We start from the raw sequence: 24,761 nt of genomic DNA on the forward strand, positions 1-24,761 counted from the left end.
TGTTCGGCATCACCCGGTACAACGCGTCAGTTCCCGGATTCGTTCCCGTCGTCGTCGTCGACCTCCGGATCCCCACCGGCCGCGGCCACCACCAGCGCCAACGCCGCCTCGCACGCCGCGCGGCGGATGGCGGCCCGGTCGCCCGACAGGGACAGCGGCACCGACCACGCCGCGCGCTCCGGGGTCGTCAGGCCCACGTACACGGTGCCCACCGGTCTACCCTCCTGGGTGTCCGGGCCGGCCACGCCGGTCAGACCGACGCCGACCTCGGCGCCGCAGCGTCGCGCCGCGCCCGCGGCGAGCGCGCGTGCGGTCTCGGGAGACACGGCGCCGTGGCGCTCGAGGACGTCGGTGGGCACGTCGGCGAGCTCGTGCTTGAGGGGGGTCGCGTAGACGACCAGCCCCCCGCGCAGCACGGCGCTCGCGCCCGGCACCTCGGCGACGGTCGCGGCGAGCAACCCGGCGGTGAGGGACTCGGCCGTGCCCAGGGCCCACCCGCGGTCGCGGAGCGCGGCGACGGCCGCCGCGGCAGCCGGTGACGGCACCACGGAGTCCGGTGACGGCGGGCCGGCATCCATACCCGTCTCAGCTCCGGACGAGCGCGGCCCGCCTGGCCTTGACCAGATAGTCCACGCCCGTGTACACGGTCAGCGCCACGGCGATCCCCATGACGACCCACTCGGCGGGCCACACCCAGTGCGGCAGCGGCAGGATGAGCATGCCCACGCCGAGGGTCTGGGTCACGGTCTTGAGCTTGCCGCCCTTGCTGGCGGCCACCACGTAGTCGACACCGAACAGGCGCCAGAGGGTGATCCCCACCTCGCGGACGAGGACCACGACGGTCACCGCCCAGAACAGCTCGCCCACCAGGGACAGGGAGATGAGCGCGGCGGAGATGAGCGCCTTGTCGGCGATAGGGTCGGCGATCTTGCCGAAGTCGGTGACCAGACCGAGCCGCCGCGCGAGGTAGCCGTCCACGTAGTCGGTGAGCATGGCCACGGCGAAGACGACGAACGCGCCCACCCGCCACCACGATTCCTGGGCGCCCGCGATGAAGAACATCACGACGAAGACGGGCACGAGGAGGATCCGCAGCACGGTGAGGACGTTCGCGATGTTGAGAACGGGGACGTCGGCGGCCGGGCGGCCGTCCTCGCGCGTGGAAGCAGTCACCCCCACACCTTAGCGAGACCCCGGCGAATACCCTTGGTCGCGGGCGCACCCCCGCCCGTCACCGCCGACCCCCGAGGGAGAGCCACCCATGCCGCTGTTCGCCGTCACCTACCGCTACGAGGCCGCCCAGAGCGAGGAGCGCGAGGCCAACAAACCCGCCCACCGTGAGTGGCTGGACGCGCAGGTCACCGCCGGCGCCATCCGGTCCGTGGGACCGTTCGTCGACGGTTCCGGCGCGTTACTGCTCGTGGAGGCCGACGACGACGAGGCCGCGCGCTCCCTTGTGAACGACGACCCCCACTGCCTGCGCGGGATGGTCTCGGAGATCACCGTGCGGGAGTGGAGGCCGGTGTTCGGCGCCTTCTCCTGACCGCTACCCGACCGGCGTCCCGGCCGGCGCGTCGAGTTCGGCGGGCTGCTCGCCGGGATCGTCCTCGGGCGGGCTCCCGCCCTTGATCATCCACAGCACCGAGGCGAGCTCCTCGGGCTTGACCAGGACCTCGCGCGCCTTGGACCCCTCCGAGGGGCCCACGATGTCGCGGGACTCCATGAGGTCCATGAGGCGGCCGGCCTTGGCGAAGCCCACACGCAGCTTGCGTTGGAGCATCGAGGTGGAGCCGAACTGGCTCGAGACCACGAGCTCGACCGCGGCGAGCAGATCGTCGAGGTCGTCGCCGATGTCGGAGTCGATGTCCTTCTTGCCGTCGTCCTTCGAGGCGGTGATGGACTCGTCGTACTCGGGCTCGGCCTGGTTCTTGGCGTAGTCGACGACCTCGTGGATCTCCTCGTCGGTGATGAACGCGCCCTGCATACGGATGGGGCGGGAGGCGCCCATCGGGATGAACAGGCCGTCACCCATACCGATGAGCTTCTCGGCGCCCGCCTGGTCGAGGATGACGCGCGAGTCCGTCAGCGACGAGGTGGCGAACGCCAGCCGCGACGGCACGTTGGTCTTGATCAGGCCGGTGACCACGTCGACCGACGGCCGCTGCGTGGCCAGCACCAGGTGGATGCCGGCGGCGCGCGCCTTCTGGGTGATGCGGACGATGGCGTCCTCGATGTCGCGCGGGGCGGTCATCATGAGGTCGGCGAGCTCGTCGACGACGGCCACGATGTACGGGTACGGGCGGTAGACCCGCTCGCTGCCGGGCGGAGCGGTGATGGCCCCGGACTTCACCCGCTCGTTGAAGTCGGTGATGTGACGCACCCGCGTGGACTTCATGTCCTGGTAGCGCTGCTCCATCTCCTCGACGAGCCACGCCAGGGCCGCGGCCGCCTTCTTGGGCTGCGTGATGATCGGCGTGATGAGGTGCGGGATGCCCTCGTACGGCGTGAGCTCGACCATCTTGGGGTCGACGAGGATGAGGCGGACCTCGTCCGGGGTGGCGCGCGTGAGCAGCGACACGAGCATCGAGTTGACGAAGCTCGACTTACCGGAGCCGGTTGAACCGGCCACCAGCAGATGCGGCATCTTGGCGAGGTCTGCGGTGACGAAGTCGCCCTCGATGTCCTTGCCCAGACCGATGAGCATCGGGTTGTGCTTGCTCGCGGTCTTGGGGTCGGTGAGGACGTCGGCGAGCCGGACCAGTTCGCGGTCGAGGTTGGGCACCTCGATACCGACCGCTGACTTGCCGGGGATCGGCGCGAGCAGGCGCACGTTGTCCGTCGCCACCGCGTACGCGATGTTGCGGTGCAGGGCGGTGATCTTCTCGACCTTGACGCCCGGCCCGAGCTCCACCTCGTAGCGGGTGACCGTCGGGCCACGGGTGAAACCGGTGACGGCGGCGTCGATCTTGAACTGCTGGAGGACGCCCTGGATGGCCTCGATCATCTGGTCGTTGGACTCGCTGCGCGCCTTGGGCGGGTCGCCGGCGGTGAGCAGGCTGACCGGCGGCAGCGCGTAGTCGATGCCGCTGAGGAGCTGGGTCTGCGAGTCGAGCCGCTCCGTGTCGCCCTCGGCGGCGGTGTGCGTCGACGGCGTGTTGGTCTGCGGCACGGCCGAGGTGTTCACGGCGGGCGTCGCGGGGGCGGGTGCGGTCGCACGGGCCGCGGGCGTCGGTGCGGTGACCCGCGGTGACGCCACTCGGGTGGGGGCCTCTTCCGCCGCGGCACGGGCCGCGGGGTCTGCCGCCGACGCGGTGTCGGCCGTCGGGTCCTCGCCGGCCGGCAGGACCTCGGTCCGGCGTGGGGCGCGCCGGGTGCGGGTCGGCGCCGGGGCTTCGTCGTCGAGCGCCGCGCCGTCGCCGGGGACGTCCGCGTCGGACGTGTCCCGCGCCTGCGCGGCGGCGCGTGAGGCCCGCGGCATCTCCACGGTCTCGCCCGTGGTGGGGGTGTCGGACCAGGCCGCCACGCGGCGCCGTGAGCTGCGCCGGGTCGCCGCGCGCACGGAGTCCTCCTGCCCCGTGGTCTCGGCGATCGGGTACGCGGTGGTCGCCTCGTCGTCCCAGTCCTCCGCGGCGTCGTCGTAGTCGTGGTCGACGATGTCGCCGCTGCCGTCCCAGCCGAAGAAGCCGCGGACGATGCCGGGGATCTCGCGGGCGGGCCGGCCCACGATCACGAGGAGGCCGTAGGCCACGAGCAGCACGAGCAGCGGGACGGCGACGAACACCGACAGCCCGGCCTCGAGCGTGCCGCCGACGATCCGGCCCAGGACGCCGGCGCCGGAGCGGACGCCCTCGGGATCTGTCGGCGAGCCGGAGCCGATGTGCCACAGGCCCAGGACGCCGAGAGCGGTGACCGTGGCGCCGACCAGCCAGCGCGAGTGGACGTCCGGTCGCGGCTCGCGCGCCATGACGAGCACGCCCCACCCGCCCAACAGCAGGGGTAGGAGCGCGCCGGGGGTGCCGACGATCGTGCGGATTCCGGTGTCGATCCAGTCCCCGACCGGCCCGGCCGCGCCGAACCACACGGCTCCGGCGAAGACGATGGCGACGCCGACGAGGATGAGCCCGAGACCGTCCCTGCGGTGCGGGGGGATCACCTTGTCGTCGTCGTCCCCTCCCCCGAGACCACGGACACCGTGTCCGACGCCCTTGGCCACCGCCGACCATCCCCCGCGCAGGCCGCGGCCGACGGCACCGAACGCGCCGGAGGTCCGCTCTGGGGCCGGCGATGCCGTCCGCGCGCCGCCGCGCGTGCCCTTCTTGGGCGTGGAGACCACCGCTCCACGCCGGGAACCGCCGTTCCGTGACGACGACGAGGTGGACGTGGTCGATCGCTTCGCTCCCGATGTCGGAGCCGGACGTCGGCCGCCGGGGGCACGGGAGGATCGCGTGCTCGAGGTGGATGCCATGACCGTTACTCTATCGTCTCAGGCACCACTGGTAACAGCAGCCACACGGGCGGGGGCTGTTCTACAGGCCTCGCGGGACGGCCCGCAGCGCGTCGATCCCCCGCTGCGCTCCGGAGACGTCGACCTCGACCTCGTCGCGACCGAACGCCCACAGCAGCAGCTCGACCGGATCGGCGGAGACGCTCACCAACGGCGCCAACGCGGCCCCCGTCGACACCGGCGCGATCTTCGCGGAGCCGAGGTCGGAGGGGGCGCGCATGTCCACGCGGGCGTCGACCTTGCGCAGGAACGTCCGCGCCACGGTGGTGGCCAGCGTCCAGACCCGCTCGAGGTCCTCGAGGTCGAACCCGCGCCTGGTCCATCCCGGGCCGCCGCGTCGGACGTCCTCGTGGTGGACCAGGTACTCGGCCGTGTTGGCCACGCGGTCCGCGTAGCGCAACGGCGAGTACCACGGCGCGCCCGCGGCGATCGCGGACAGGAGGTCCTCCCACGGCCTCTCGGCCTCTCGGAGCCTGATCTGCTCGAGCCGGTCCGCGAACGCGGGGACCACGACCCCGGCCGCGGCGTCGGGCCGCCCCTCCCGTACGACGAGGTGGGCGGCCAGGTCCCTGGCCGTCCATCCCTCGCACAGCGTGGGGGCGTCCGGCCCCGCGGCACGCATCGTCTCGACGAGAGCGCTCCGCTCCCGCTGGGCCAGGCTCGGACGGTCGGGACCCACGGTCTCAGGCCTCGGCGACGGCGGAGGTGATGACGGTCGGCACGATCATGGGCTTGCGGCGCCACTTCTCCGACACCCAGCGACCGACGGTGCGCCGGACGGCCTGGGCGATCCGGTACGGGTCCGTCTCGCCCTCGCCGGCGAGATCCCACAGCGCGTTCTCCACCAGCTCGACCACCGGGGCGAGAGCGCCCGGCTCGTCGGTGAAGCCCTTGCCGATGATCTGCGGCTTGCTCACGGGGCGACCGGTGCGCGGATCGACCACGACCGTCGCGACGATGAACCCGTCCTCGCTGAGAGCGGTCCGGTCGGCGAGCACGGTGTCGCCGATGTCGCCGGTGGACAGGCCGTCCACGTACAGGTTGCCGACCGGCACCTGTCCCACCACGGAGGCCTTGCCGTCGACGAGGTCGACGACCACCCCGTTCTGGGCGAGGACGACGTTCTCCTCGGGCACCCCGGTCGCCACGGCGAGAGCCTTGTTGGCGCGCAGATGCCGCCACTCGCCGTGCACGGGCATGGCGCTCTTCGGACGCACGGCGTTGTAGATGAACAGCAGTTCGCCGGAATAGCCGTGGCCGGAGACGTGGATGTTCGCCTCACGGCTGGTGACCACGTTCACGCCCATCTGCGACAAACCGTTCTGGACGCCGAAGACGGACTCCTCGTTGCCCGGGACGATCGACGAGGAGAACAGCACCGTGTCGCCCTCGGAGAGGTTGATCTGCCGGTGCTCACGGCGGGCCATCCGGGACAGCCCGGCCATGGCCTCACCCTGCGTACCGGTGGTCATCACGAGGACCTTCTCGGAGGGCAGCTTGGCCGCGGTGTCCATGTCCACCAGGACCCTGTCGGGATCCGTGAGGAGGCCCATCTCCAGGGCGATCTCCATGTTGCGGAGCATGGACCGTCCGGTCAGGGCGACCTTGCGTCCGGTGGCGGCGGCCGCGTCGACGACGGACTGGACGCGGTAGACGTTGGAGGCGAAGCAGGCGACCACCACGAGCTGGCGCGCGTCGGCGATGAGCCGCTGCAGGGCGGGCCGGACTCCGGACTCCGACGGGCTGATGCCCGGCGTGGTCGCGTTGGTGGAGTCCAGGAGCAGCAGGTCGACACCCTCGTCGCCGAACCGCGACATCTTGGGCAGGTCGGTGGGGCGCTTGTCGGTGGGGAGCTGGTCGAGCTTGATGTCGCCGGACATCATCACCGTGTTGTCGCCGGCCTTGATGACCACGCCCAGGCACTCGGGGATCGAGTGGTTGACGTCGAAGTAGCGGACCTGGAACTTGCCGAAGTCACTGACGCTGGACTCGTCGACCGTGCGGAATACCGGCTTGATGCGGTGCTCCTGGCACTTGGCCGCCACCAGCGCGAGGGTGAACTTGGAGCCCACCACAGGGATGTCCGGGCGCAACTTGAGCAGAAACGGGATCGCCCCGATGTGGTCTTCGTGGGCGTGGGTGAGCACGAGCGCCTCGACCTGGTCCAGGCGGTCCTCGATGTGCCCGAAGTCCGGGAGGATGAGGTCCACACCGGGCTCCGTGGAACTGGGGAACAGGACGCCGCAGTCCACGATCAGAAGCTTCGAGTCGTACTCGAAGACCGTCATGTTCCGGCCGATTTCGGAGATGCCGCCGAGCGCGACGATCCGCAGGGCACCCTTGCGGGGCTTCGGCGGGCTGGGCAGACGGACCGTCATGTCCCCGCCCTGCATGGTCTTCACGCCACCGAACTCGGCCGTCGAGGTCTCGCCCCGTCCACGACCCCGGCTGCGGCCGCCGCGACCGCGTCCGCTGTTCTGACCGCCGGAGTCCTGGTTGCCGCCGTTCTGACCGCCGGACTTCTGACCGCCGGACTTCTGGCCGCCCTCCTGACCGCCGGAGGCGGAACCGCGACCGCGACCCCGTGAGCCGCCCTTGGACGACTCCTGCTGGGCCCTGCCCTGGTCGGCCTTGTTCTGACCGCCCTTGTCCTGGTCGCCCTTGTTCTGACCGCCGTTGCTCTGCTCGGACCTGCTCTGCTGGCCGCCGCGCTGGCCCTTGTCCTGCTGGCCCTTGTCCTGCTGAGCCCTGTCCCGGCCGGAGCGGGACGGCGCCGACTCGGCGGCGGGGGCGTCGGGAGCCGGGGTCGGCTCGGTGAACTGCACGGCAGTGGCGGGTGCCGGCTCGCCCGAGGGCCGCCCCGCGGCGCGTCGGGTACGGCCGCGTCCGCGGCCGGTGGAGGAACTTTCCGTCATCTGGTGACTCCTGCTCTGAGCAGCAGCGCCTCGAGGGCCGCTCGCTGCTCGTCGGTGGGTGGTAACTGCGGGAGTCGCGGCACACCGGCCGGGATCCCGAGAAGTTCAAGTGCTGCTTTGGACATCGACACGCCCCCGAGTGCCCGCTGGGCGTCGAAGAGCGGGAGGAGTCCGAGGTTGATCCGGCGGGCCGTCTCGATGTCTCCGGACAGGAACGCGCGGCGGAGTTCGACCAGACGCGGCGCGGCCACGTGGCCGATCACGCTGACGAAGCCGCTCGCCCCGACGGCGAGCCACGGGAGGTTGAGTTGATCGTCTCCCGAGTAGTAGACGAGATCGCAGTGCGACATGACGGTGACCGCGTCGTGGAAGTCACCCTTCGCGTCCTTGACGGCCACGATGTTCGGGTGCGCGGACAGACCGATCAGCGTCTCCGCCTGGATCGGGACGACCGACCGCGGGGGGATGTCGTAGAGCATCACCGGCCGGTCGGTCGCGTCGGCGATGGTGCGGAAATGGGCGTCCAGGCCCGCCTGGGTGGGCTTGGAGTAGTACGGGGTCACGACGAGCAGACCGTGCGCTCCGGAGGCCGCGGCCTGTCGGGCCGCGTGAACGGAGTGGGCGGTGTCGTAGGTCCCGACGCCCGCGACGATCGTCGCCCTGTCCCCCACCGTGGCGAGGACGGTCTCGAGGACCGCGATCTTCTCCGCGTCGGTGGTGGTGGGCGACTCGCCCGTGGTCCCGGACACGACGAGGCCGTCGCACCCGGAGTCCACGAGATGTCGCGCGACACGTGCGACGGCCTTGAGATCGACGTAGCCGTCGTTCCCGAACGGGGTCACCATCGCCGTGACGACCGTGCCGAACGGCGCCGGGCGCCCTGTCTCGGCGGGGGCCCGGCCACTACCGGCCGGTGTCGGCCCCCCGGTGGTCACGTGTGTCATGGTCTCCCAGGGTACCCGCAGCCAGGTCCGGATCCCGATTCCGACCCGGCGGGTGTGCTCATCCCTCGAGCACGTACGGGCTGACCGCGATCTCCGATCCGTCCTCGAGGGTGGCGATCTCGAAGTCCGAGAACACGGCCGGCGCGGCCTCGCGCAACTGCCGCAGGACGTCGATCGCCAGGCCCCGGATCTCGGTGTCGGCGTGCTCGGTGGCGCGCATCCCGATGAAGTGCCGCCACGAGCGGTAGTTGCCCGTCACGACGATGCGGGTCTCGGTGGCGTTCGGCAACACCGACCGGGCCGCCTGCCGGGCCTGCTTGTGCCGCAACATCGGGTTGGGCACGTCCGCGAACCTCTCCTCGAGCCTCGCGAGCATCTCCGCGTAGGCGTCGCGGGAGGCGTCGGTGGCCCGGCGGAAGATCTCGACGAGCTCGGGGTCGTCGGCGATCGCCGGGGGCGGGACGACCTTCGAGTCGTGCTCCGGGACGAACCGCTGGGAGAGCTGGCTGTAGGAGAAGTGCCGATGCCGGATCAGCTCGTGGGTACAGGACCGCGAGATGCCGGTGATGTAGAAGGTCACGCTGGCGTGCTCGAACACCGACAGGTGCCCCACCTCGAGGATGTGCCGCAGGTACCCCGCGTTGGTCGCGGTGCGCGGGTTGGGCTTGTCCCAGCTCTGGTAGCACGCGCGGCCGGCGAACTCCGCGAGCGCGGACCCGCCTTCCGCGTCCGTCTCCCACCCGACCTCATCGGGCGGGATGAACTCGGTGTGCGCGACCATGCGGACCTGCCGCCGGACGAGCTCGGACATGATGAGGCTCCTTGTGGTGACGTGGTGCGCCCGGCGGTTCAGCCGAGCAGGTGTGCGGCGACCGTGGCCGCGACCTCGGCGACGGCGTCGAGGTCCTCGCGTGTGGGTTCGCCCGTGAGTTGCGCGGCCGGACCCACGGCATGCAGGCCCCAGCCGGTGGCGATGCGTTCGACGGAGGTGACCGCTCCCGCGGTGTCGTTGTCGCCGTGCACGCACAGCGCGTACGGGCGGCCGGAGACCGCGCCCTCGCAGGTGTAGTAGGTGCGGTCGAAGAAGTGCTTGAGCGCTCCGGACATGTACCCGAAGTTCGCCGGGGTGAGCAGGACGTAGCCGTCGGCTCGCAGGACGTGGTCGTCGGTGGTGGCCAGGGCGGGGACCGACTCCACCGAGATGCCCTCCAGTTCCGGGTGGGCGAGCCCGGTCTCCAGGGCCTCCAGGATGCGCCGCAGCCGAGGCGACGGCGCGTGGTGGACGAGCAAGACGGTGCTCATCGCGGGTCCTTCCCCGGCGCCGCCTCGGCATCGTGCAGCTCGATGGCCGTGCGCATCATCTCCCGCGCCCGGATGCGGTCACCGGCGTGGTCGTAGGCGCGCGCGAGGCGGTAGGTGGTCCGCCAGTCGTCCGGCGCCGCCTGGTACTCGGCGCTGACCCGGTCGAACAGTTCGTCGGCGGAGTGGTGCTCGAGACGGCCGGAGGGTCGCCGGTCCAGTCCGGTGAGGTCCAGCTCGACGCCCTCGGCGGCGGCCGCGGCCGAGATCTTCTGCAACTCCAGTCCGTTGCGCACGATCGCCCAGGTGGCCCACGCCCCGACGACGGCGAGCAGGAGGATCCCCACCCCGAGACCGCGGACGGACAGGTGCTCCGAGGCGCGGAACATCGACCACCCGAGGTAGAGCAGGTAGAGGAAGGCCACGACCAGGCCCACCGCGGTGAGGGCCATGACCAGGGGTTTGACGACTCTGTCCACCGCGGGCGTCCTACAGGTCCATGAATGCGTCGAGCCCCACGGTCAGTCCCGGGGCCGCGGCGATCGATCGGACACCCAGCAGGACGCCGGGGGCGAAGGAGGAGCGGTCCAGCGAGTCGTGCCGGATCGTCAGGGTCTCCCCCTGCGTCCCGAGGAGCACCTCCTGGTGTGCGACCAGGCCGGTCAGCCGGACTGAGTGGACGCGGACCCCGTCGACGTCGGCTCCCCGGGCGCCGTCGAGCTCGGTGGAGGTGGCGTCCGGCGACTGACCGAGCCCCGCCTCGGCGCGTGCGGCGACCATCATGGCGGCGGTGCGGTGCGCGGTGCCGGACGGCGCGTCCGCCTTGTTCGGGTGGTGCAGCTCGACGATCTCGGCGGACGGGAAGTACTTCGCCGCCTGCACCGCGAACCTCATCATGAGGATCGCGCCGATCGCGAAGTTGGGCGCGACCAGCACTCCGGTGTCCGGGCTGTCGGCGAGCCAGTCGCGGAGCGTCTCGAGACGCTCGTCGGTGAATCCGGTCGTGCCCACCACGGCGTGGATGTCGTTGGCGACGCAGAACTCGAGGTTGCCCATGACCACGTCGGGGTGGGTGAAGTCGACGACGACCTCGGCCCCCGCGTCGACGAGCGCGCTGAGCGGGTCGCCCTGGTCGACCTCGGCGACGAGCTCCAGATCCTCGGCCGCACGAACGGCCTCACAGATCGCCGAACCCACCTTGCCGCGTGCACCGAGCACCCCGACCTTCGTCACCGTCATCGTCTCCTCCGTGGTCATCGTCGTCCTCTCCAGCCTATCCGCCGACGCGCTCGAGCAATCCCGCCGCGCCGCCGTCCGGCATGCCGGGTCCGACGGCGGCCAGGCACCAGGGCGCGGACTCGCCCGCCCAGTAGTCGGCGACCTCGCCGGCGGTGACCCGCCGTAGCCGGGCCACGGAGTCCTCGACCGTCACGACCCGGTCGCGGTCGAGGAGGTGTCGTCCGATCCGCGTCATCCGGGACAGGGGGTCGTCCAGGCCGAGCCTGATGGAGCCCGTGAGGTGCCCGATCGCGCGATCCACCTCGTCGGACGAGGGCGGTGCCGTGCGCATCCCGTCGACGACCTCGCCGAGTTCCCCGAGCAGGGATCCGACGCGGTCGACGGGGCAGCCGGCGACCACGGTGAGCAGCCCGGTCGGGTGGAACTGGTCCATGCCGGCGTAGACCGTGTAAGCCAGACCGAGCTCCTCCCGGATCCGTTGGAACAGCCGCGAGCTCAGCCCGCCGCCCAGCACGGCGGTGCCGAGTTGGGCGGCCGCGCGGTCACCGTGTCCCCGCGCGGGGGTGCGACGGGCCAGGGCCAGCAGGGCCTGCTCGGAGTCGTCGTCCTCGCCGACCACCACCGGAGCGGTCGCCCAGCCGGGGTCGACGCCGTCGGCGCCGCGCCGCCCGCGGGCCGGGACGAGGGACCGTGCGCGGTCGCCCGGCCCGACGGGAGTATCCGCGCCGGGAAGGCTGCGGGCCACCGCCAGGGGCAGCGGTCCGCCGGCGATCCGGGCGACGAGCGCGTCGTGGAGGATGCGGCCCGCGGCCGCGACCACGACGTCCCCGGAGCCGAGGATGCGCTGGTGGAACGCTCTGAGGGTGGCGGCGTCCAGCGCCTCGACGGACTCCTCGGTGCCGATCACCGGGCGGGCGAGCGGGTCGCGCCCCAGGGCCGCCGTGGCCACCAGCTCGCAGGCCAGGTCCTCCGGATCGTCCGCCCGACCCGCGAGTTCGTCGAGCACGACGTCGCGCTCCACCTCGACGTCCTCCGGGTCGCAGGAGCCGTTGGCCACCACGTCCACCAGGACGTCGACGGCCGTGTCCAGACCCTCGGCGGGGACCTGGACGTGATAGCACGTGTGCTCGCGCCCGGTGTAGGCGTTGAGGTCGCCCCCGAGCAGGTCGATCCGCTCGGACAGTTCGCGCCCGGACGCGGTGGCCGTGCGTTTGAACAGGACGTGTTCGAGGAAGTGGGCCGCGCCGTGCTCGTCGGGGCCCTCGTCCGCCGACCCGGCGCCTATCCAGATGCCGACCGCGGCGGTGTGGCACCACGGGAGCTCCTCGGTCACCACCCTGACGCCGGGGATCGTTCGGTCCACGCGGATCTCTGGGTTCACGGCCCTCCATCGTCGGTCTGCTGCGTTCGGGTCGAACGAACGAGGCACGCACCCCGCGCGGGGTGCGTGCCTCGGGTGTGCCCGGCCCCCTCGGGGCGCCGGGCGCGGGATCAGTCGTCGCCGCCGGCGTCCGCGTCGGAGCCGTTGTCGGCGTCCTCGCCCACGGGCACGAGGCTGATCTTGCCGCGGTTGTCGATGTCGGCGATCTCGACCTGCATCTTGTCGCCGACGTTCACCACGTCCTCGACCTTGCCGACGCGCTTGCCGCCGCCGAGCTTCGAGATGTGGACCAGGCCGTCACGGCCCGGCAGTAGCGACAGGAAGGCGCCGAAGGGGGCGGTCTTGACCACGGTGCCGAGGAACCGCTCGCCGACCTTGGGCAGCTGCGGGTTGGCGATGGCGTTGATCTTGTCGATCGCGGCCTGCGCCGACTCGCCGTCGGTCGCGCCGATGTACACGGTGCCGTCGTCCTCGATCGAGACGGACGCGCCGGTCTCCTCGGTGATCGAGTTGATCATCTTGCCCTTGGGCCCGATGACCTCGCCGATCTTGTCGACGGGGACCTTGATGGCGACGATGCGCGGCGCGAACGGGCTCAGCTCGTCCGGCTCGTCGATCGCCTCGGCCATCACGTCGAGGATGGTCAGGCGGGCCTCACGGGCCTGCGTGAGCGCCCCGGCCAGGACCTCGGACGGGATGCCGTCGAGCTTGGTGTCCAGCTGCAGCGCGGTGACGAACATCCCGGTGCCGGCGACCTTGAAGTCCATGTCACCGAACGCGTCCTCGGCACCGAGGATGTCGGTGAGGGCCACGTAGCGGGTCTCGCCGTCGACCTCGTCGGAGACGAGGCCCATCGCGATGCCGGCGACGGGCGCCTTGAGCGGCACGCCGGCGTTGAGCAGCGACAGCGTCGACGCACACACCGAGCCCATGGAGGTGGAACCGTTGGAGCCGAGCGCCTCGGAGACCTGGCGGATGGCGTAGGGGAACTCCTCGACGCTGGGCAGCACCGGCATGAGGGCACGCTCGGCGAGCGCGCCGTGGCCGATCTCGCGACGCTTGGGCGAGCCCACGCGGCCGGTCTCACCGGTGGAGTACGGCGGGAAGTTGTAGTGGTGCATGTAGCGCTTGCTGGTCTCGGGGCCGAGCGAGTCGATCTGCTGGGCCATCTTGACCATGTCGAGCGTCGTGACACCCATGATCTGGGTCTCGCCGCGCTCGAACAGGGCCGAGCCGTGTGCGCGCGGGATGACCTCGACCTCGGCGGACAGCGCGCGGATGTCGCGCACGCCGCGGCCGTCGATCCGGAAGTGATCGGTGAGGATTCGTTGGCGGACGATCTTCTTGGTCAGCGACTTGAACGCGGCACCGATCTCGCCGAGGCGGTCGGCGAAGCGGTCGGCGAGCTCGTCGAGCACGGACGCCTTGAGCTCATCGGTCGCGACCTCGCGCTCCTGCTTGTCCGCGATGCGCATGATCTCGGCCAGCTTGGTCTCCGCGACCTCGGCGACGGCCGCGTACGCGTCGTCGGCGTACGGCGGGAACAGCGGGAACTCACGCGGCGTCCCGGGGGCGGCGGTGGCCAGTGCCTGCTGGGCGGCGCACAGCTCCGCGATGAAAGGCTTGGCGGCCTCGAGCCCCTGGGCGACCACCTCCTCGGTGGGCGCCTGGGCGCCGCCGGCGATCTTCTCGATGACGTTGTCGGTGGCCTCGGCCTCGACCATCATGATCGCGACGTCCGCGTCGTCTCCCGAGCCGACGACGCGGCCGGCGACGACCATGTCGAACACGGCCTCCTCGAGCTGCTCGGCGGTCGGGAACGCGACCCACTGGCCGGCCGGGTCGGCCGCCGTGGGGATGAGGGCGACACGCACGCCGCCGACCGGGCCGGAGAAGGGCAGCCCGGACAGCTGCGTGGACGCGGAGGCGGCGTTGATGGCCACCACGTCGTAGAGGTCCTTGGGATCGAGGCTCATGACGGTCACGACGACCTGGACCTCGTTGCGGACGCCGTCCGCGAAGGTCGGGCGCAGCGGCCTGTCGATGAGGCGGCAGGTGAGGATCGCGTCCGTGCTGGGACGACCCTCTCGGCGGAAGAACGAGCCGGGGATGCGACCCGCGGCGTACATCCGCTCCTCGACGTCCACCGTCAGCGGGAAGAAGTCGAAGTGGTCCTTGGGGTGCTTGCCCGCGGTGGTGGCGGACAGCAACATCGTGTCGTCGTCGAGGTAGGCGACTACCGAACCGGCGGCCTGCTTGGCCAGCCGGCCTGTCTCGAAGCGAACCTCGCGGCGACCGAAGTCACCGTTGTCGATGGTCGCGACGGACTCGAAGACGCCGTCCTCGACCTCGACGGCCGTGATTTGTGACATGTGTTTCCTGTCGTATCGGGGGTGATGGGGCCTCGCGGCGGGGCTGTGCCCGCCGGGGCCGCCGGCCATGCGACAGGGCGGTCCCGGTACGACCTCGGTCTTCGATCGAAGCGGCCGGAACGGTGCGCGCGGCTCTCACGAGCCCGCGTGCGTCGGGTTCCGGCGGCCACTACCGAGGACCGCCAATCGGACCTGTCGACCACCCCGGCACGTGTGCACCGGCTGTGTCCCAGGCTATCAGGGAAAACGCCCCGGGTCACCGGGGCGCGCGGGCACGCCTCCCCCGGAACGCAGGCGATCCCCACCCTCACGTGGAGGGCGGGGATCGTCGGCGGGACCGGACGGGCCGATGTCAGCGGCGCAGGCCGAGGCGCTCGATCAGCGAGCGGTAGCGCGCGATGTCGACCTTGGCGATGTACTTGAGCAGCCGACGGCGACGGCCGACCAGCAGCAGCAGGCCGCGACGCGAGTGGTGGTCGTGCTGGTGGGTCTTGAGGTGCTCGGTGAGCTGCTGGATGCGCCGGGTGAGCAGCGCGACCTGCGCCTCGGGGGACCCGGTGTCGGTCTCGTGGACCCCGTACTCGGCCAGAACGGCCTTCTTCTCTTCGGTGCTCAGCGCCATGATGACTCCTGGTTGTTCCAGTCCGCGAAAATGTGTGGCCACCGCCGCCGCGGACCGCAGCAGGGCCGACAGGAGACGTTACCAGCCGGGGGCGGCGGCCCCAATTCGGGCGCCGTCAGGCCCCGAGCACGGTGCGGGTGCGCCGGACGTCGCGGTCCATCGCCACGAGCAGCTCGTCCACGGACGAGAACTTCTCCATGTCACGCACGTGGTCGACGAAGTCGACGGCGGCCGTCCGGCCGTACAGGTCGGCGGACTCGTCCAGCACGAACGCCTCGACACTGCGCGGGGCGTCGCCGAACGTCGGGTTGGTGCCGACGGAGATCGCGGACGCGTAGGGGCGCCCCGGGACGATCGACCCGTCCACCGGGCCGTCGTCGAGGACGGTGAACCAGCCCGCGTACACCCCGTCGGCGGGGACGGCGGTGTGCTCGGGCAGGTCGAGGTTGGCGGTCGGGTAGCCCAGGTCGCGGCCCCCTCGCCCGGCACCGTGGACGACGACGCCCGAGACGCGGTGGGGGCGGCCGAGGATCTCCCCGGCCCCGGCGACGTCGGACTCCGACAGCAGGCGCCGGGCCCGACTCGAGGAGACGGTCTCACCGCCGGCCTCCAGCAGGTCGACCACCTCGCACGCGATCCCCCGCTCCGCGCACAGGTCACGCATCGTCTCTGGGGTTCCGGCGGCCCGGCGACCGAACGTGAAGTTACGTCCGACGGTGACGGCGCGGGCGTCGAGACCGGAGACGAGGACGCGGTCCACGAACTCGTCGGGCTCCCACGAGGCCATCTCGCGGTCGAAGGGCAGCGCGAACACGGCGTCCACGCCGAATCCCGCCGCGAGCTCGGCGCGCCGGGGAAGGGGGGTGAGGACGGACGGGTGGGTGCCCGGCCGGACGACCTCCACGGGATGGGGATCGAAGGTCACCAGCACCGGGCTGGCACCGAGCTCGCGCCCCGCGCCGACCGCGCGGTCCACGAGGGTGCGGTGCCCCCGGTGGAGTCCGTCGAACACCCCGAGGGCGACGGAGGTCCCGCCGTCGGGGATCACGATCTCGTCGAACGTCCGCCACAGCTGCACGGCGACCACCTTACGCGCGGGGTTCACAGCCCCGCCGGGCGCATGACCACGACCGGAGCGGCGCGGCGTCCGGACTCCGAGACCAGCGCCGCGACCCGACCGTCGGGACCCACGGCGGCGACGACGCCGGTGTCGCCCCGGGCGTCGAGCCAGCGGCCGTGGCGGAGCCCCTCGGCGGCGTCGGCGTCGATGTCGCGGCGGGGGAACGCTGCCAGGGCGGCCGCGTCGAGGTCGAGGGACAGGGTCGGCGCGGCCTCCAGCTCGTCGAGCGTGCGGGCGACGTCGAGCCCGAACGGTCCGACGCGGGTCCGGCGCAGGGCGGTGAGGTGGCCCCCGACGCCGAGCGCGGCGCCGAGGTCGCGGGCGAGCGCGCGGATGTAGGTCCCCGTGGAGCAGTCGACGACGACGACGAGGTCGATCACCGCCCCGGCGCGGACCCGCTCGAGCACGTCGAACCGGGTGACGGTGACCCGCCGGGACCGGAGCTCGACCTCCTCCCCCGACCGCACCCTGTCGTAGGCCCGCCTCCCGTCGACCTTGATCGCGCTGACCGCCGACGGCACCTGGTCGATCTCGCCCGTCAGGTCGGCCACGGCCGCGTCGATCGCGGTGTCGGCCACCGCGGAGGCGTCGACGGTCGCGGTGGTCTCCCCCTGGGCGTCGTCGGTGGTCGTGGTCTCGCCGAGGCGGATGGTCGCCTCGTAGGACTTGGTCTCCAGCGCGAGCATGCCGAGCATCTTGGTGGCGCGTTCGATGCCCACGACGAGCACACCCGTGGCCATGGGGTCGAGCGTGCCGGCGTGTCCGACCTTGCGGGTGCCGAAGAACCGGCGCAATCGCGCCACCACGTCGTGGCTGCTCATCCCCCCGGGCTTGTCCACGACCACCAGGCCGGGTTCGGGGGCGGGACGGGGGTCGGGTCTGCGCGGCGTCACGGACCCACGCTATCGACACCGGCGGGCCGCAGCACGATCGCCGAGGCCACGTGGCCGCCCCGGACGGCCCATCGGCCGCGGAACTCGGTCGCGTCCGCGCCGCCGTCCACCGTGTGCGCGTCGACGAGGATCCGCGAGACGAGCGTGCCGCGGACCACCACCTCGTCGTCGTCGCCGTCCGGCACCAGGGTGATGTGCGCGTCGGCGAACCCCAACCACCGGTGGGTGAGCGGGAACCACGCCTTGTACGTGGCCTCCTTCGCGGTGAACAGCAGCGCGTCCCACGCTACCGACGGCATCTCCGTGCGCGCGGCGCGCACCCACGCCGCCTCCTCCGGCAGCGACACCGCCTCCAGCACCCCGTCGGCGAGCGGTTCGTGCCGCTCGACGTCCAACCCCACCGACCGCACCCGCCCGGCCCGGGCCAGCGCGGCGGCGCGCAGACCGTCGGTGTGCGTCAGCGTGCCCACCAGCCCCCTGGGCCACACCGGCACGCCCCGCGCGCCCCGCAGCACCGGGCCGGGCGGCACCCCGAGCCGCGCCATGGCCGCACGCGCGCAGGCCCGCGCCCCGGCGAAGTCGACCCGCCGCCGCTCCACCGCCGCACCGATCTGCTCGACCTCCACCGGGTACAGCGACGCCAGCAGGGCGGCGTCGTCCATCCCGAGCTCAGCGTCGGTCACCACGGCCACGTCGTCCGGGAACAGGTCGCCGGGGAACAGGTCCGCGATCACCGCTCCTCCTCCAGTTCCGGCGCGCTCTCGCCCGGTCGGGCGAGCCGCGGCATGCCATCCTCGCCCCGCACCCACCGCACCTGCGGCGCGTCCGGGGCGGGCAGGATCTGGCGCGTCAGCGGCTCCGGACGCCCCCGGGCCCCCCACTCGCGCGGGTAGCCCAGCGAGACCTCCTCGAAGCGCACGCCGTCGTGCACGGTCGTGCGCGGGATGTGCAGGTGCCCGTAGACGCACGCGGTCGCCCGGTAGCGGCGGTGCCAGTCGGCCGTCTGCTCCGTCCCACACCACAGCGCGAAGTCGGGGTGGCGCAGTACCCGCGTGGGCTCGCGCAGCAGCGGCCAGTGGTTGATCAGCACGGTCGGGTGGGCGGGGTCGAGGCGCCCCAGCCGGGTCGTGGTGGCCACGAGGCGCTCCCGGCACCACGCCACGGCGTCGCCGTGCGGGCCCGGGTCGATGAGGAACTCGTCGGACGCCACCACCCGGCGCTCGCGCGCCCCGGCCAGCGCCTCCGCGCGGGCCTGCCCCGCCACGGGGGTCCAGCTGTAGTCGTAGAACAGGAACATCGGCACCACCCACGCCGGCCCGCCGGGGCCGGTCCACAGGGGGTACGGGTCCTCGGGGGTGTCCACGCCGATCGCCCGGCACGCCTCCACCAACCGGTCGTACTTGGCTGTGGAGGTCATCCCCTCGTCATCGCGCCCGATCCACAACTCGTGGTTGCCCGGTACCCAGATCACGCGCTCGAACCGGGCCGCCAGGCGCTCCAGGGCGTCCACCACGTGGTCGGTCTTCTCCGCGACGTCTCCGGCCACGATCAGCCAGTCGCCCGGGTGCCCCGGGTGGAGGTCGTCCACCACGTCGGCGTTCCCGCGGTGCCCCACGTGCAGGTCGGACACCGCCCGCAGGGACGGGCCCGCGGTCATCCCGTGGCCCCCGCGTCGGCACCGGCGGCCTCCGGGGTACGCGCGCCGAGGACCACCCACCGGTCGCCGCGCACCCGCATCCCCACGGCGACGAGCCGCATCCCGACGAAGACCCCCATCCCCCACCAGATCCCGGTCAGGCCCCACCCGAAGTGCCGGGTCGCCAGAAGCACGGGCAGGAAGCCGAACAGCGCGGCGATGACCGTGCTCGTGCGTAGGTACGCCGCGTCCCCGGCACCGAGCAGGACCCCGTCGAGGCCGAACACGACCGCCGCCGGCAGGACGACGACCGCCATGCCGATCAGCGCCACCACGAGCCGGTCCGCCACGCCCGCGTCGCCGGCCAGCAGGGCGGCCAGCGGCTCACGGAAGACCACCGTCAGCAGCGCCAGCGCGACCCCCAGTCCCAGCGACCACACGACGACGGCCCGGGCCAACGCCCGGCCGTGCGCGGCGAGCCCGGCGCCCAGGGCGGCGCCCACTAGCGATTGCGCGGCGATCGCCACGGAGTCCAGGACGAGCGAGTACAGCGACCACAGCTGCTGTGCGAGATGGTGGGCGGCGAGCGAGTTGACGCCCGCCGCGGCGGCGGCGGTGGTGGCGACGGCGAAGGTGATCTGGAACGACGCGGTGCGGATGATGAGGTCGACACCCATCCGCAGCTGGCTGACGATCACGGCGCGACGAGGCCGGAGCGAACCGCGGTGCTCGAGGACCAGCGTGGTGAGGAAACCCGCCGCCATGAGCAGCTGACCGGCCAGATTGGACCACGCGCTGCCGACCAGTCCCATCTCCGGCGCGGGCCCCAGTCCGGGAACGAGCACCACACAGCCGATGGTCGACACGCCGATCCCCACGGACACCAGCGCGAGCGGGGTACGCAGGCGCTGGACGCCGCGCATCCAGCCGTGCCCGGCCGAGGCGACGAGGATGCACGGGATGCCCCACACCGCCACCCGGAGCCACTCGGCCGCCCCGGCGGCGACCTCGGCGTCCGCGGCGAGGGCACGAGTGAGCGGGCCCATCAGCGCCGACACCGCGGCGACCACGAGCGCTCCGACAGCGAGGGCGATCCACGTCGCCTGCACGCCCTCGGCGACCGCGTCGGCGCGCCGACCGGCGCCGTGCAGCCGCGCGGACCGGGCGGTCGTCCCGTAGGAAAGGAAGTTCATCTGGGTGCCCAGCACGAGCAGCACGAGCGCACCCACGCCGAGGGCTGCGAGGTCGTCCGCGCCCTGACGGCCCACGATGATGCCGTCGATCAGCAGGTAGACGGGCTCGGCAGACAGCACCGGCAGCACGGGCAGCGCGATGGACCACAGGCGACGACCGATCGCTCCGACCCCGACCTGCAGCACCGGCTCCGGCTCCGGCCGTGCCGCCGACCGCGGAGCGGGGGGCGCCGGGTCAGCCGAGGAGTTCACGGAGCCTCGCACTCACGGCGTCGAGGTCGCCGCGCACGGTGCAGCCGGCCGCCGACGGGTGTCCGCCGCCGCCCAGAGCCGCGGCCACCGCCGAGACGTCGATCGCCTCCCGATCCGCGTCGCTCCGGGAGCGTAGCGAGACGGCCCACTCCCCCGGTCGGTACTCCTTGAGCAGGACCGCCACCCGCGCCTCCCGGACGCCCCGCAGATGGGACACCAGCGACTCCACGTCGTCCTCGTCCGCCGCGGCGATCACCTCGTACGGGACCGCGAGCCAGACGGCACCTCGACCCGCCACGGCGTCGACCTCCAGACGGACGGTGGCGAGCAGCTCACCCAGGACCTGCAACCAGGCGAAGGAGCGGGCGTCGAGCAGGTCGTACGCGAGTTCCTCCGACTCCGCCCCGGCCTCGAGCAGGCGGCGGGCGGTCTCGTGCGCGTGCGACCCGCCCCACCGGAACGACCCGGTGTCGGTGACGAGGCCGGCGTAGAGGCTGGTGGCGATGTCGGCGTCGACGATGTACCCGCCGGCGTCGAGCACCTCCAACACGAGTGACGCGGTCGACGCGGCGGCCGGATCGAGGTACATGTGCGATCCGAAGCCCGGGTTCGACCCGTGGTGGTCGACCACCAGGACCTCGGACGCCGTCTCGGCCAGCCGCTCCCAGGCCCCGGCCCGGTCGGGGCTCGCGCAGTCCAGGGTCACCACGAGGCCGTCGTGGGCGGGCACCCGGGACAGCGGGACCACCCGGTCGGTGCCCGGGATGCCACGAAGCGCGTCCGGGACCACGCCGGGGTCGAACGAATGGTGGACGGTCACACCGACCGCCCGCAGGGCCCGCGCCAGACCGCAGGAACTGCCGAGAGCGTCGGCGTCCGGGCGGACGTGACACAGCACGGTTACCTCGCGATGCCGCGCCAACACGTCCGCCGCCCCCGCGGCGTCCACCGCCGTCGTCACCGGTCGCGGTCCTCCGGTCGGTCCTCCTCCGGCTTCCGGTAGGGGTCCTCATCACCGGCGGGACGCGCGTTCTCGGCCGCACGCCGGACCTGCTCGTCGTTGGCCCGCGCTCTGGCGAGGAGCTCCTCCATGTGCCGCGCGGCGTCGGGGACGGAGTCGAGGACGAACGTGAGCTCCGGGGTGAACTTGACCCCGGTCTGCCTGCCGACCATGGTGCGCAGACGCCCGCGGGCGGCGGTCAACGCCTCTTCCGCGGCCTCCAGGTCCGGCTCCTCGTCGAGGGTCTCGCCCCGCACCGTGTAGTACAGGGTGGCGACCCGCAGGTCCGCCGTGATGCGCGAGTCGGTGATGGTGACGTATTCGAGCCGCGGATCCTTGATCTCGTGCTCGATGGCCGTCGCGACGATCTCACCGATCCGCTTGCCGAGCCGTCCCGCGCGTCCCTTGCCGGTCATGGCGATCCTCCTTGACATGGTGCGACCGCTGCGCGGTCACGTGTTGACGAGCGCACCGCGGGGGCAGGTCCGTACGATACGGAACCCGCCCCCACGGTGTGCTCTGCGACGTCAGTCGCGCGGCTTCTCGACGAGCTCGTACGTCTCGATCACGTCGTCGATCTTGATGTCGGAGTACGTCACCGTCAGACCGCACTCGAAGCCCTCGCGGACCTCGGTCACGTCGTCCTTCTCCCGGCGCAGCGAGGAGACGGTCATCTCCTCCACGACCACGTTGCCGTCGCGGATGAGCCGCGCCTTGGCGTTACGCCGCATGATGCCGTCGAGCACCATACAACCGGCGATGTTGCCCACCTTGGAGGAGCGGAAGATCTGGCGGATCTCCGCCTGTCCGAGCTGCTTCTCCTCGTAGATCGGCTTGAGCATGCCCTTGAGCGCGCTCTCGATCTCGTCGATCGCCTGGTAGATGATCGAGTAGTACCGGATGTCCACGCCCTCGCGGTTGGCCATCTCGGTGGCCTTACCCTCCGCGCGGACGTTGAACCCGATGATCACCGCGTCGGACGCCGCCGCGAGGTTGACGTTCGTCTCGGTGACGGCACCGACACCGCGGTCGATGACGCGCAGCTGCACCTCGTCGTCGACCTCGATACCCATGAGGGCCTCTTCGAGGGCCTCGACCGTACCGGAGTTGTCGCCCTTGATGATGAGGTTGAGCTGGCTCGTCTCCTTGAGGTGGGAATCCAGGTCCTCGAGGCTGATCCGGCGACGGCTGCGCGCGGCCATCGCGTTGCGCTTGCGCGCGTTACGACGGTCGGCGATCTGCCTGGCCGTGCGGTCCTCGTCGACCACCATCAGGGTGTCGCCGGCACCGCAGACGCTCGTCAGGCCGATGACCTGGACCGGACGGGACGGGGTCGCCTCCACGACGTCCTGACCGTGCTCGTCGACCATGCGGCGCACACGACCGTAGGCGTCGCCGGCGACGATCGAGTCGCCGACCCGCAGCGTGCCGCGCTGGATGAGCACGGTGGCCACGGGACCACGACCGCGGTCGAGGTGCGCCTCGATCGCGACACCCTGCGCGTCCATGTCCGGGTTGGCCCGCAGGTCCAGAGCGGCGTCCGCCGTGAGGACGACGGCCTCGAGCAGCGAATCGATGTTCAGGTTCTGCTTGGCGGAGATGTCGACGAACATGGTGTCGCCGCCGTACTCCTCCGGCACGAGGCCGTACTCGGTCATCTGGCCACGGATCTTGTCGGGCTGCGCGCCCTCCTTGTCGATCTTGTTGACCGCCACGACGATCGGCACCTCGGCCGCCTGTGCGTGGTTGATCGCCTCGACCGTCTGCGGCATCACGCCGTCGTCCGCCGCCACCACGATGATCGCGATGTCGGTGGACTTTGCGCCGCGGGCACGCATGGCGGTGAACGCCTCGTGACCCGGGGTGTCGATGAAGGTGATCGTGCGCTCGACCTCGTCGACCGGCACGGTGACCTGGTAGGCACCGATGTGCTGGGTGATGCCACCGGCCTCACCCTCGCCGACCTTGGCGGACCGGATGCTGTCGAGCAGCCGCGTCTTACCGTGGTCGACGTGACCCATGACGGTGACGACCGCGGGACGACGCTCGAGGTCCTCTTCGCCGCCCTCGTCCTCGCCGAAGGACAGGTCGAAGGACTCGAGCAGCTCGCGGTCCTCATCCTCGGGGCTGACGATCTGGACCTTGAAGCCCATCTCCTCACCGAGGAGCTGGAGCGTCTCCGGAGTGACCGACTGCGTGGCGGTGACCATCTCGCCCAGGTTGAACAGCGCCTGGACCAGCTGCGACGGGTTGACGTCGATCTTGTCCGCGAAGTCGCTCAGCGACGCGCCCTGAGCCAGCCGCAGGACCTGCCCACGACCGTCCGGGAGCCGGACGCCGCCGACCTCCGGTGCCCGCATCGAATCGTATTCCTGACGCTTCTGCCGCTTCGACTTGCGCCCCCTACGCGGGGCACCGCCGGGACGACCGAACGCACCCGCGGCACCGCCGCGACCGCGACCGCCACCACCGGGCCGACCGCGGAAGCCGCCGCCGCCCGCTGCCGGAGCGCCGCCGCCACCGCCGGGGCGGAAGCCACCGCCGCCGGGCCGTCCGCCGGGACCACCCGGCCGACCGCGACCCGCTGCGGGCCGTGCGACCTGCCCCGGCATCTGACCGGGGTTGGGACGAGGCGGCATGTTGCCGGGGGTGGGACGGGGGCCGCCCTGACCCGGAGCGCCCTGGCGCTGCGGTGGACGCGGACCGCCCTGACCCGGCGCCGGACGTGCGCCACCCGGTCGCGGACCCGCCTGGCCGGGACCCGGGCGCGGACCGCCTTGGGGGCGCGGCGCGGGCGTCGTGCCGCTGGAGTACGGGTTGTTACCCACGCGCGGCGTCTTGGGCCCGGGCTTCGGGCCGGCCGGACGGGGGCCGGGAGACGGCCGGGACGCGGCTGCCGCTGCGCCCGGGGTCGCACCCGGGGAGGGACGCTGCGCGCCGGGCTTCGCGCCCGGCGCGGCGGGCTTGGCACCCGGCGTCGATCCCGCAGCGGGCCTGTCGCCCGGTGTCGGCGCCGAGGCGGGCTTGGGGGCCGGTGCCGCGGGCTTGGCGCCCGGGGTGGGCGCGGCCGACGGCTTGGGCGCCGCGGAGCGCGGGGTCGCACCCGGACGCGGACCCGGAGCGGGCTTGGACGGGGCGCCCGGCTTGGGCGCGGACCCTCCACCGGACTTGGGCGCCGGCGCGGCGTTGTCGCCGCCTCCTGCCGGTGCGTGCGCCTCGCGCAGGCGCCGGACGACCGGTGCCTCCAGCGTCGACGACGCGGACTTGACGAACTCTCCCTGATCGCGGAGCTTCGTCAGAAGTTCTTTACTGGTGATACCGAACTCTTTGGCCAGTTCGTGTACCCGGGGCTTGCCTGCCACTGCTCTCCTCACTGCGAGGTCTCACGGCA

Annotated in this window: 22 protein-coding genes; 1 reads left to right on the forward strand and 21 read right to left on the reverse strand. The window is 72.2% G+C overall.

The features are described from left to right. Window positions 1-26: 26 nt before the first annotated feature. Window positions 27-578, reverse strand: a complete 552-nt coding sequence (locus A6035_RS08750) for a CinA family protein (RefSeq protein ID WP_108847470.1) — start codon at window positions 576-578, stop codon at window positions 27-29. A gap of 7 nt (window positions 579-585) precedes the next feature. Continuing rightward, a complete protein-coding gene (gene pgsA / locus A6035_RS08755) occupies window positions 586-1,173 on the reverse strand; it encodes a CDP-diacylglycerol--glycerol-3-phosphate 3-phosphatidyltransferase (protein ID WP_108847471.1) in 588 nt (195 codons plus the stop codon). 88 nt (window positions 1,174-1,261) lie between these two features. On the opposite strand from pgsA, the gene A6035_RS08760 reads away from it, so the two are divergent. After that, window positions 1,262-1,543 carry a YciI family protein gene (locus A6035_RS08760; RefSeq protein ID WP_061227727.1) on the forward strand — a complete coding sequence of 94 codons (282 nt, stop codon included), beginning with the start codon at window positions 1,262-1,264 and terminating at the stop codon, window positions 1,541-1,543. Window positions 1,544-1,546: 3 nt separating this feature from the next. Here A6035_RS08760 and A6035_RS08765 read toward each other — a convergent pair whose 3' ends face one another. From A6035_RS08765 to infB, 19 genes are all read right to left on the reverse strand, one after another. Beyond that, entirely contained in the window at window positions 1,547-4,465 is a 2,919-nt protein-coding gene (locus A6035_RS08765; protein ID WP_108847472.1) for a DNA translocase FtsK, read from the reverse strand. 61 nt (window positions 4,466-4,526) lie between these two features. Next, the gene (locus A6035_RS08770; RefSeq protein ID WP_108847473.1) at window positions 4,527-5,183 is read right to left on the reverse strand and encodes a TIGR03085 family metal-binding protein; all 657 of its coding nucleotides are present in this window, start codon (window positions 5,181-5,183) and stop codon (window positions 4,527-4,529) included. A gap of 4 nt (window positions 5,184-5,187) precedes the next feature. Further along, on the reverse strand, window positions 5,188-7,419 hold the full coding sequence (locus A6035_RS08775) for a ribonuclease J (RefSeq protein WP_108847474.1): 2,232 nt from the start codon (window positions 7,417-7,419) through the stop codon (window positions 5,188-5,190). Continuing rightward, entirely contained in the window at window positions 7,416-8,363 is a 948-nt protein-coding gene (gene dapA / locus A6035_RS08780) for a 4-hydroxy-tetrahydrodipicolinate synthase (protein ID WP_108847475.1), read from the reverse strand. The genes A6035_RS08775 and dapA overlap by 4 nt, the downstream gene beginning before the upstream one ends. A gap of 58 nt (window positions 8,364-8,421) precedes the next feature. Next, entirely contained in the window at window positions 8,422-9,174 is a 753-nt protein-coding gene (thyX, locus tag A6035_RS08785) for an FAD-dependent thymidylate synthase (protein WP_108847476.1), read from the reverse strand. Window positions 9,175-9,212: 38 nt separating this feature from the next. Beyond that, window positions 9,213-9,665: a flavodoxin family protein gene (locus tag A6035_RS08790; RefSeq protein WP_108847477.1), complete on the reverse strand. Its 453-nt coding sequence runs from the start codon at window positions 9,663-9,665 to the stop codon at window positions 9,213-9,215. Next, window positions 9,662-10,141 (reverse strand): hypothetical protein, encoded by a 480-nt coding sequence (locus tag A6035_RS08795; protein ID WP_108847478.1) that lies wholly within the window; start codon window positions 10,139-10,141, stop codon window positions 9,662-9,664. The genes A6035_RS08790 and A6035_RS08795 overlap by 4 nt, the downstream gene beginning before the upstream one ends. 10 nt (window positions 10,142-10,151) lie before the next feature. Further along, a complete protein-coding gene (gene dapB / locus A6035_RS08800) occupies window positions 10,152-10,901 on the reverse strand; it encodes a 4-hydroxy-tetrahydrodipicolinate reductase (RefSeq protein WP_108849166.1) in 750 nt (249 codons plus the stop codon). A gap of 34 nt (window positions 10,902-10,935) precedes the next feature. After that, entirely contained in the window at window positions 10,936-12,282 is a 1,347-nt protein-coding gene (locus tag A6035_RS08805; protein ID WP_108847479.1) for a M16 family metallopeptidase, read from the reverse strand. Window positions 12,283-12,392: 110 nt separating this feature from the next. After that, window positions 12,393-14,654, reverse strand: a complete 2,262-nt coding sequence (locus A6035_RS08810; RefSeq protein ID WP_108847480.1) for a polyribonucleotide nucleotidyltransferase — start codon at window positions 14,652-14,654, stop codon at window positions 12,393-12,395. A gap of 352 nt (window positions 14,655-15,006) precedes the next feature. Further along, complete coding sequence (gene rpsO / locus A6035_RS08815) at window positions 15,007-15,276, reverse strand: 30S ribosomal protein S15 (RefSeq protein ID WP_007632724.1); 270 nt, start codon at window positions 15,274-15,276, stop codon at window positions 15,007-15,009. 115 nt (window positions 15,277-15,391) lie between these two features. Further along, a complete protein-coding gene (locus tag A6035_RS08820) occupies window positions 15,392-16,354 on the reverse strand; it encodes a bifunctional riboflavin kinase/FAD synthetase (protein WP_108849167.1) in 963 nt (320 codons plus the stop codon). Window positions 16,355-16,377: 23 nt separating this feature from the next. Next, window positions 16,378-17,289 carry a tRNA pseudouridine(55) synthase TruB gene (gene truB / locus A6035_RS08825; protein ID WP_108847481.1) on the reverse strand — a complete coding sequence of 304 codons (912 nt, stop codon included), beginning with the start codon at window positions 17,287-17,289 and terminating at the stop codon, window positions 16,378-16,380. After that, entirely contained in the window at window positions 17,286-18,020 is a 735-nt protein-coding gene (locus tag A6035_RS08830) for a 4'-phosphopantetheinyl transferase family protein (protein ID WP_108849168.1), read from the reverse strand. Before A6035_RS08830 ends, truB begins: the two co-directional genes overlap by 4 nt. Beyond that, the gene (locus tag A6035_RS08835) at window positions 18,020-18,946 is read right to left on the reverse strand and encodes a metallophosphoesterase family protein (protein WP_108847482.1); all 927 of its coding nucleotides are present in this window, start codon (window positions 18,944-18,946) and stop codon (window positions 18,020-18,022) included. The genes A6035_RS08830 and A6035_RS08835 overlap by 1 nt, the downstream gene beginning before the upstream one ends. Further along, window positions 18,943-20,370 carry an MATE family efflux transporter gene (locus tag A6035_RS08840; protein WP_244192396.1) on the reverse strand — a complete coding sequence of 476 codons (1,428 nt, stop codon included), beginning with the start codon at window positions 20,368-20,370 and terminating at the stop codon, window positions 18,943-18,945. Before A6035_RS08840 ends, A6035_RS08835 begins: the two co-directional genes overlap by 4 nt. After that, window positions 20,354-21,331, reverse strand: coding sequence for a DHH family phosphoesterase (locus A6035_RS08845; protein ID WP_108847484.1), 978 nt, complete (start codon window positions 21,329-21,331; stop codon window positions 20,354-20,356). Before A6035_RS08845 ends, A6035_RS08840 begins: the two co-directional genes overlap by 17 nt. After that, window positions 21,328-21,786 (reverse strand): 30S ribosome-binding factor RbfA, encoded by a 459-nt coding sequence (gene rbfA, locus A6035_RS08850; RefSeq protein ID WP_108847485.1) that lies wholly within the window; start codon window positions 21,784-21,786, stop codon window positions 21,328-21,330. Before rbfA ends, A6035_RS08845 begins: the two co-directional genes overlap by 4 nt. A gap of 111 nt (window positions 21,787-21,897) precedes the next feature. After that, entirely contained in the window at window positions 21,898-24,732 is a 2,835-nt protein-coding gene (gene infB, locus A6035_RS08855) for a translation initiation factor IF-2 (protein WP_108847486.1), read from the reverse strand. Between the last annotated feature and the right edge of the window lie 29 nt (window positions 24,733-24,761).

This window comes from Dietzia lutea, assembly GCF_003096075.1.
GTDB lineage: Bacteria > Actinomycetota > Actinomycetes > Mycobacteriales > Mycobacteriaceae > Dietzia > Dietzia lutea.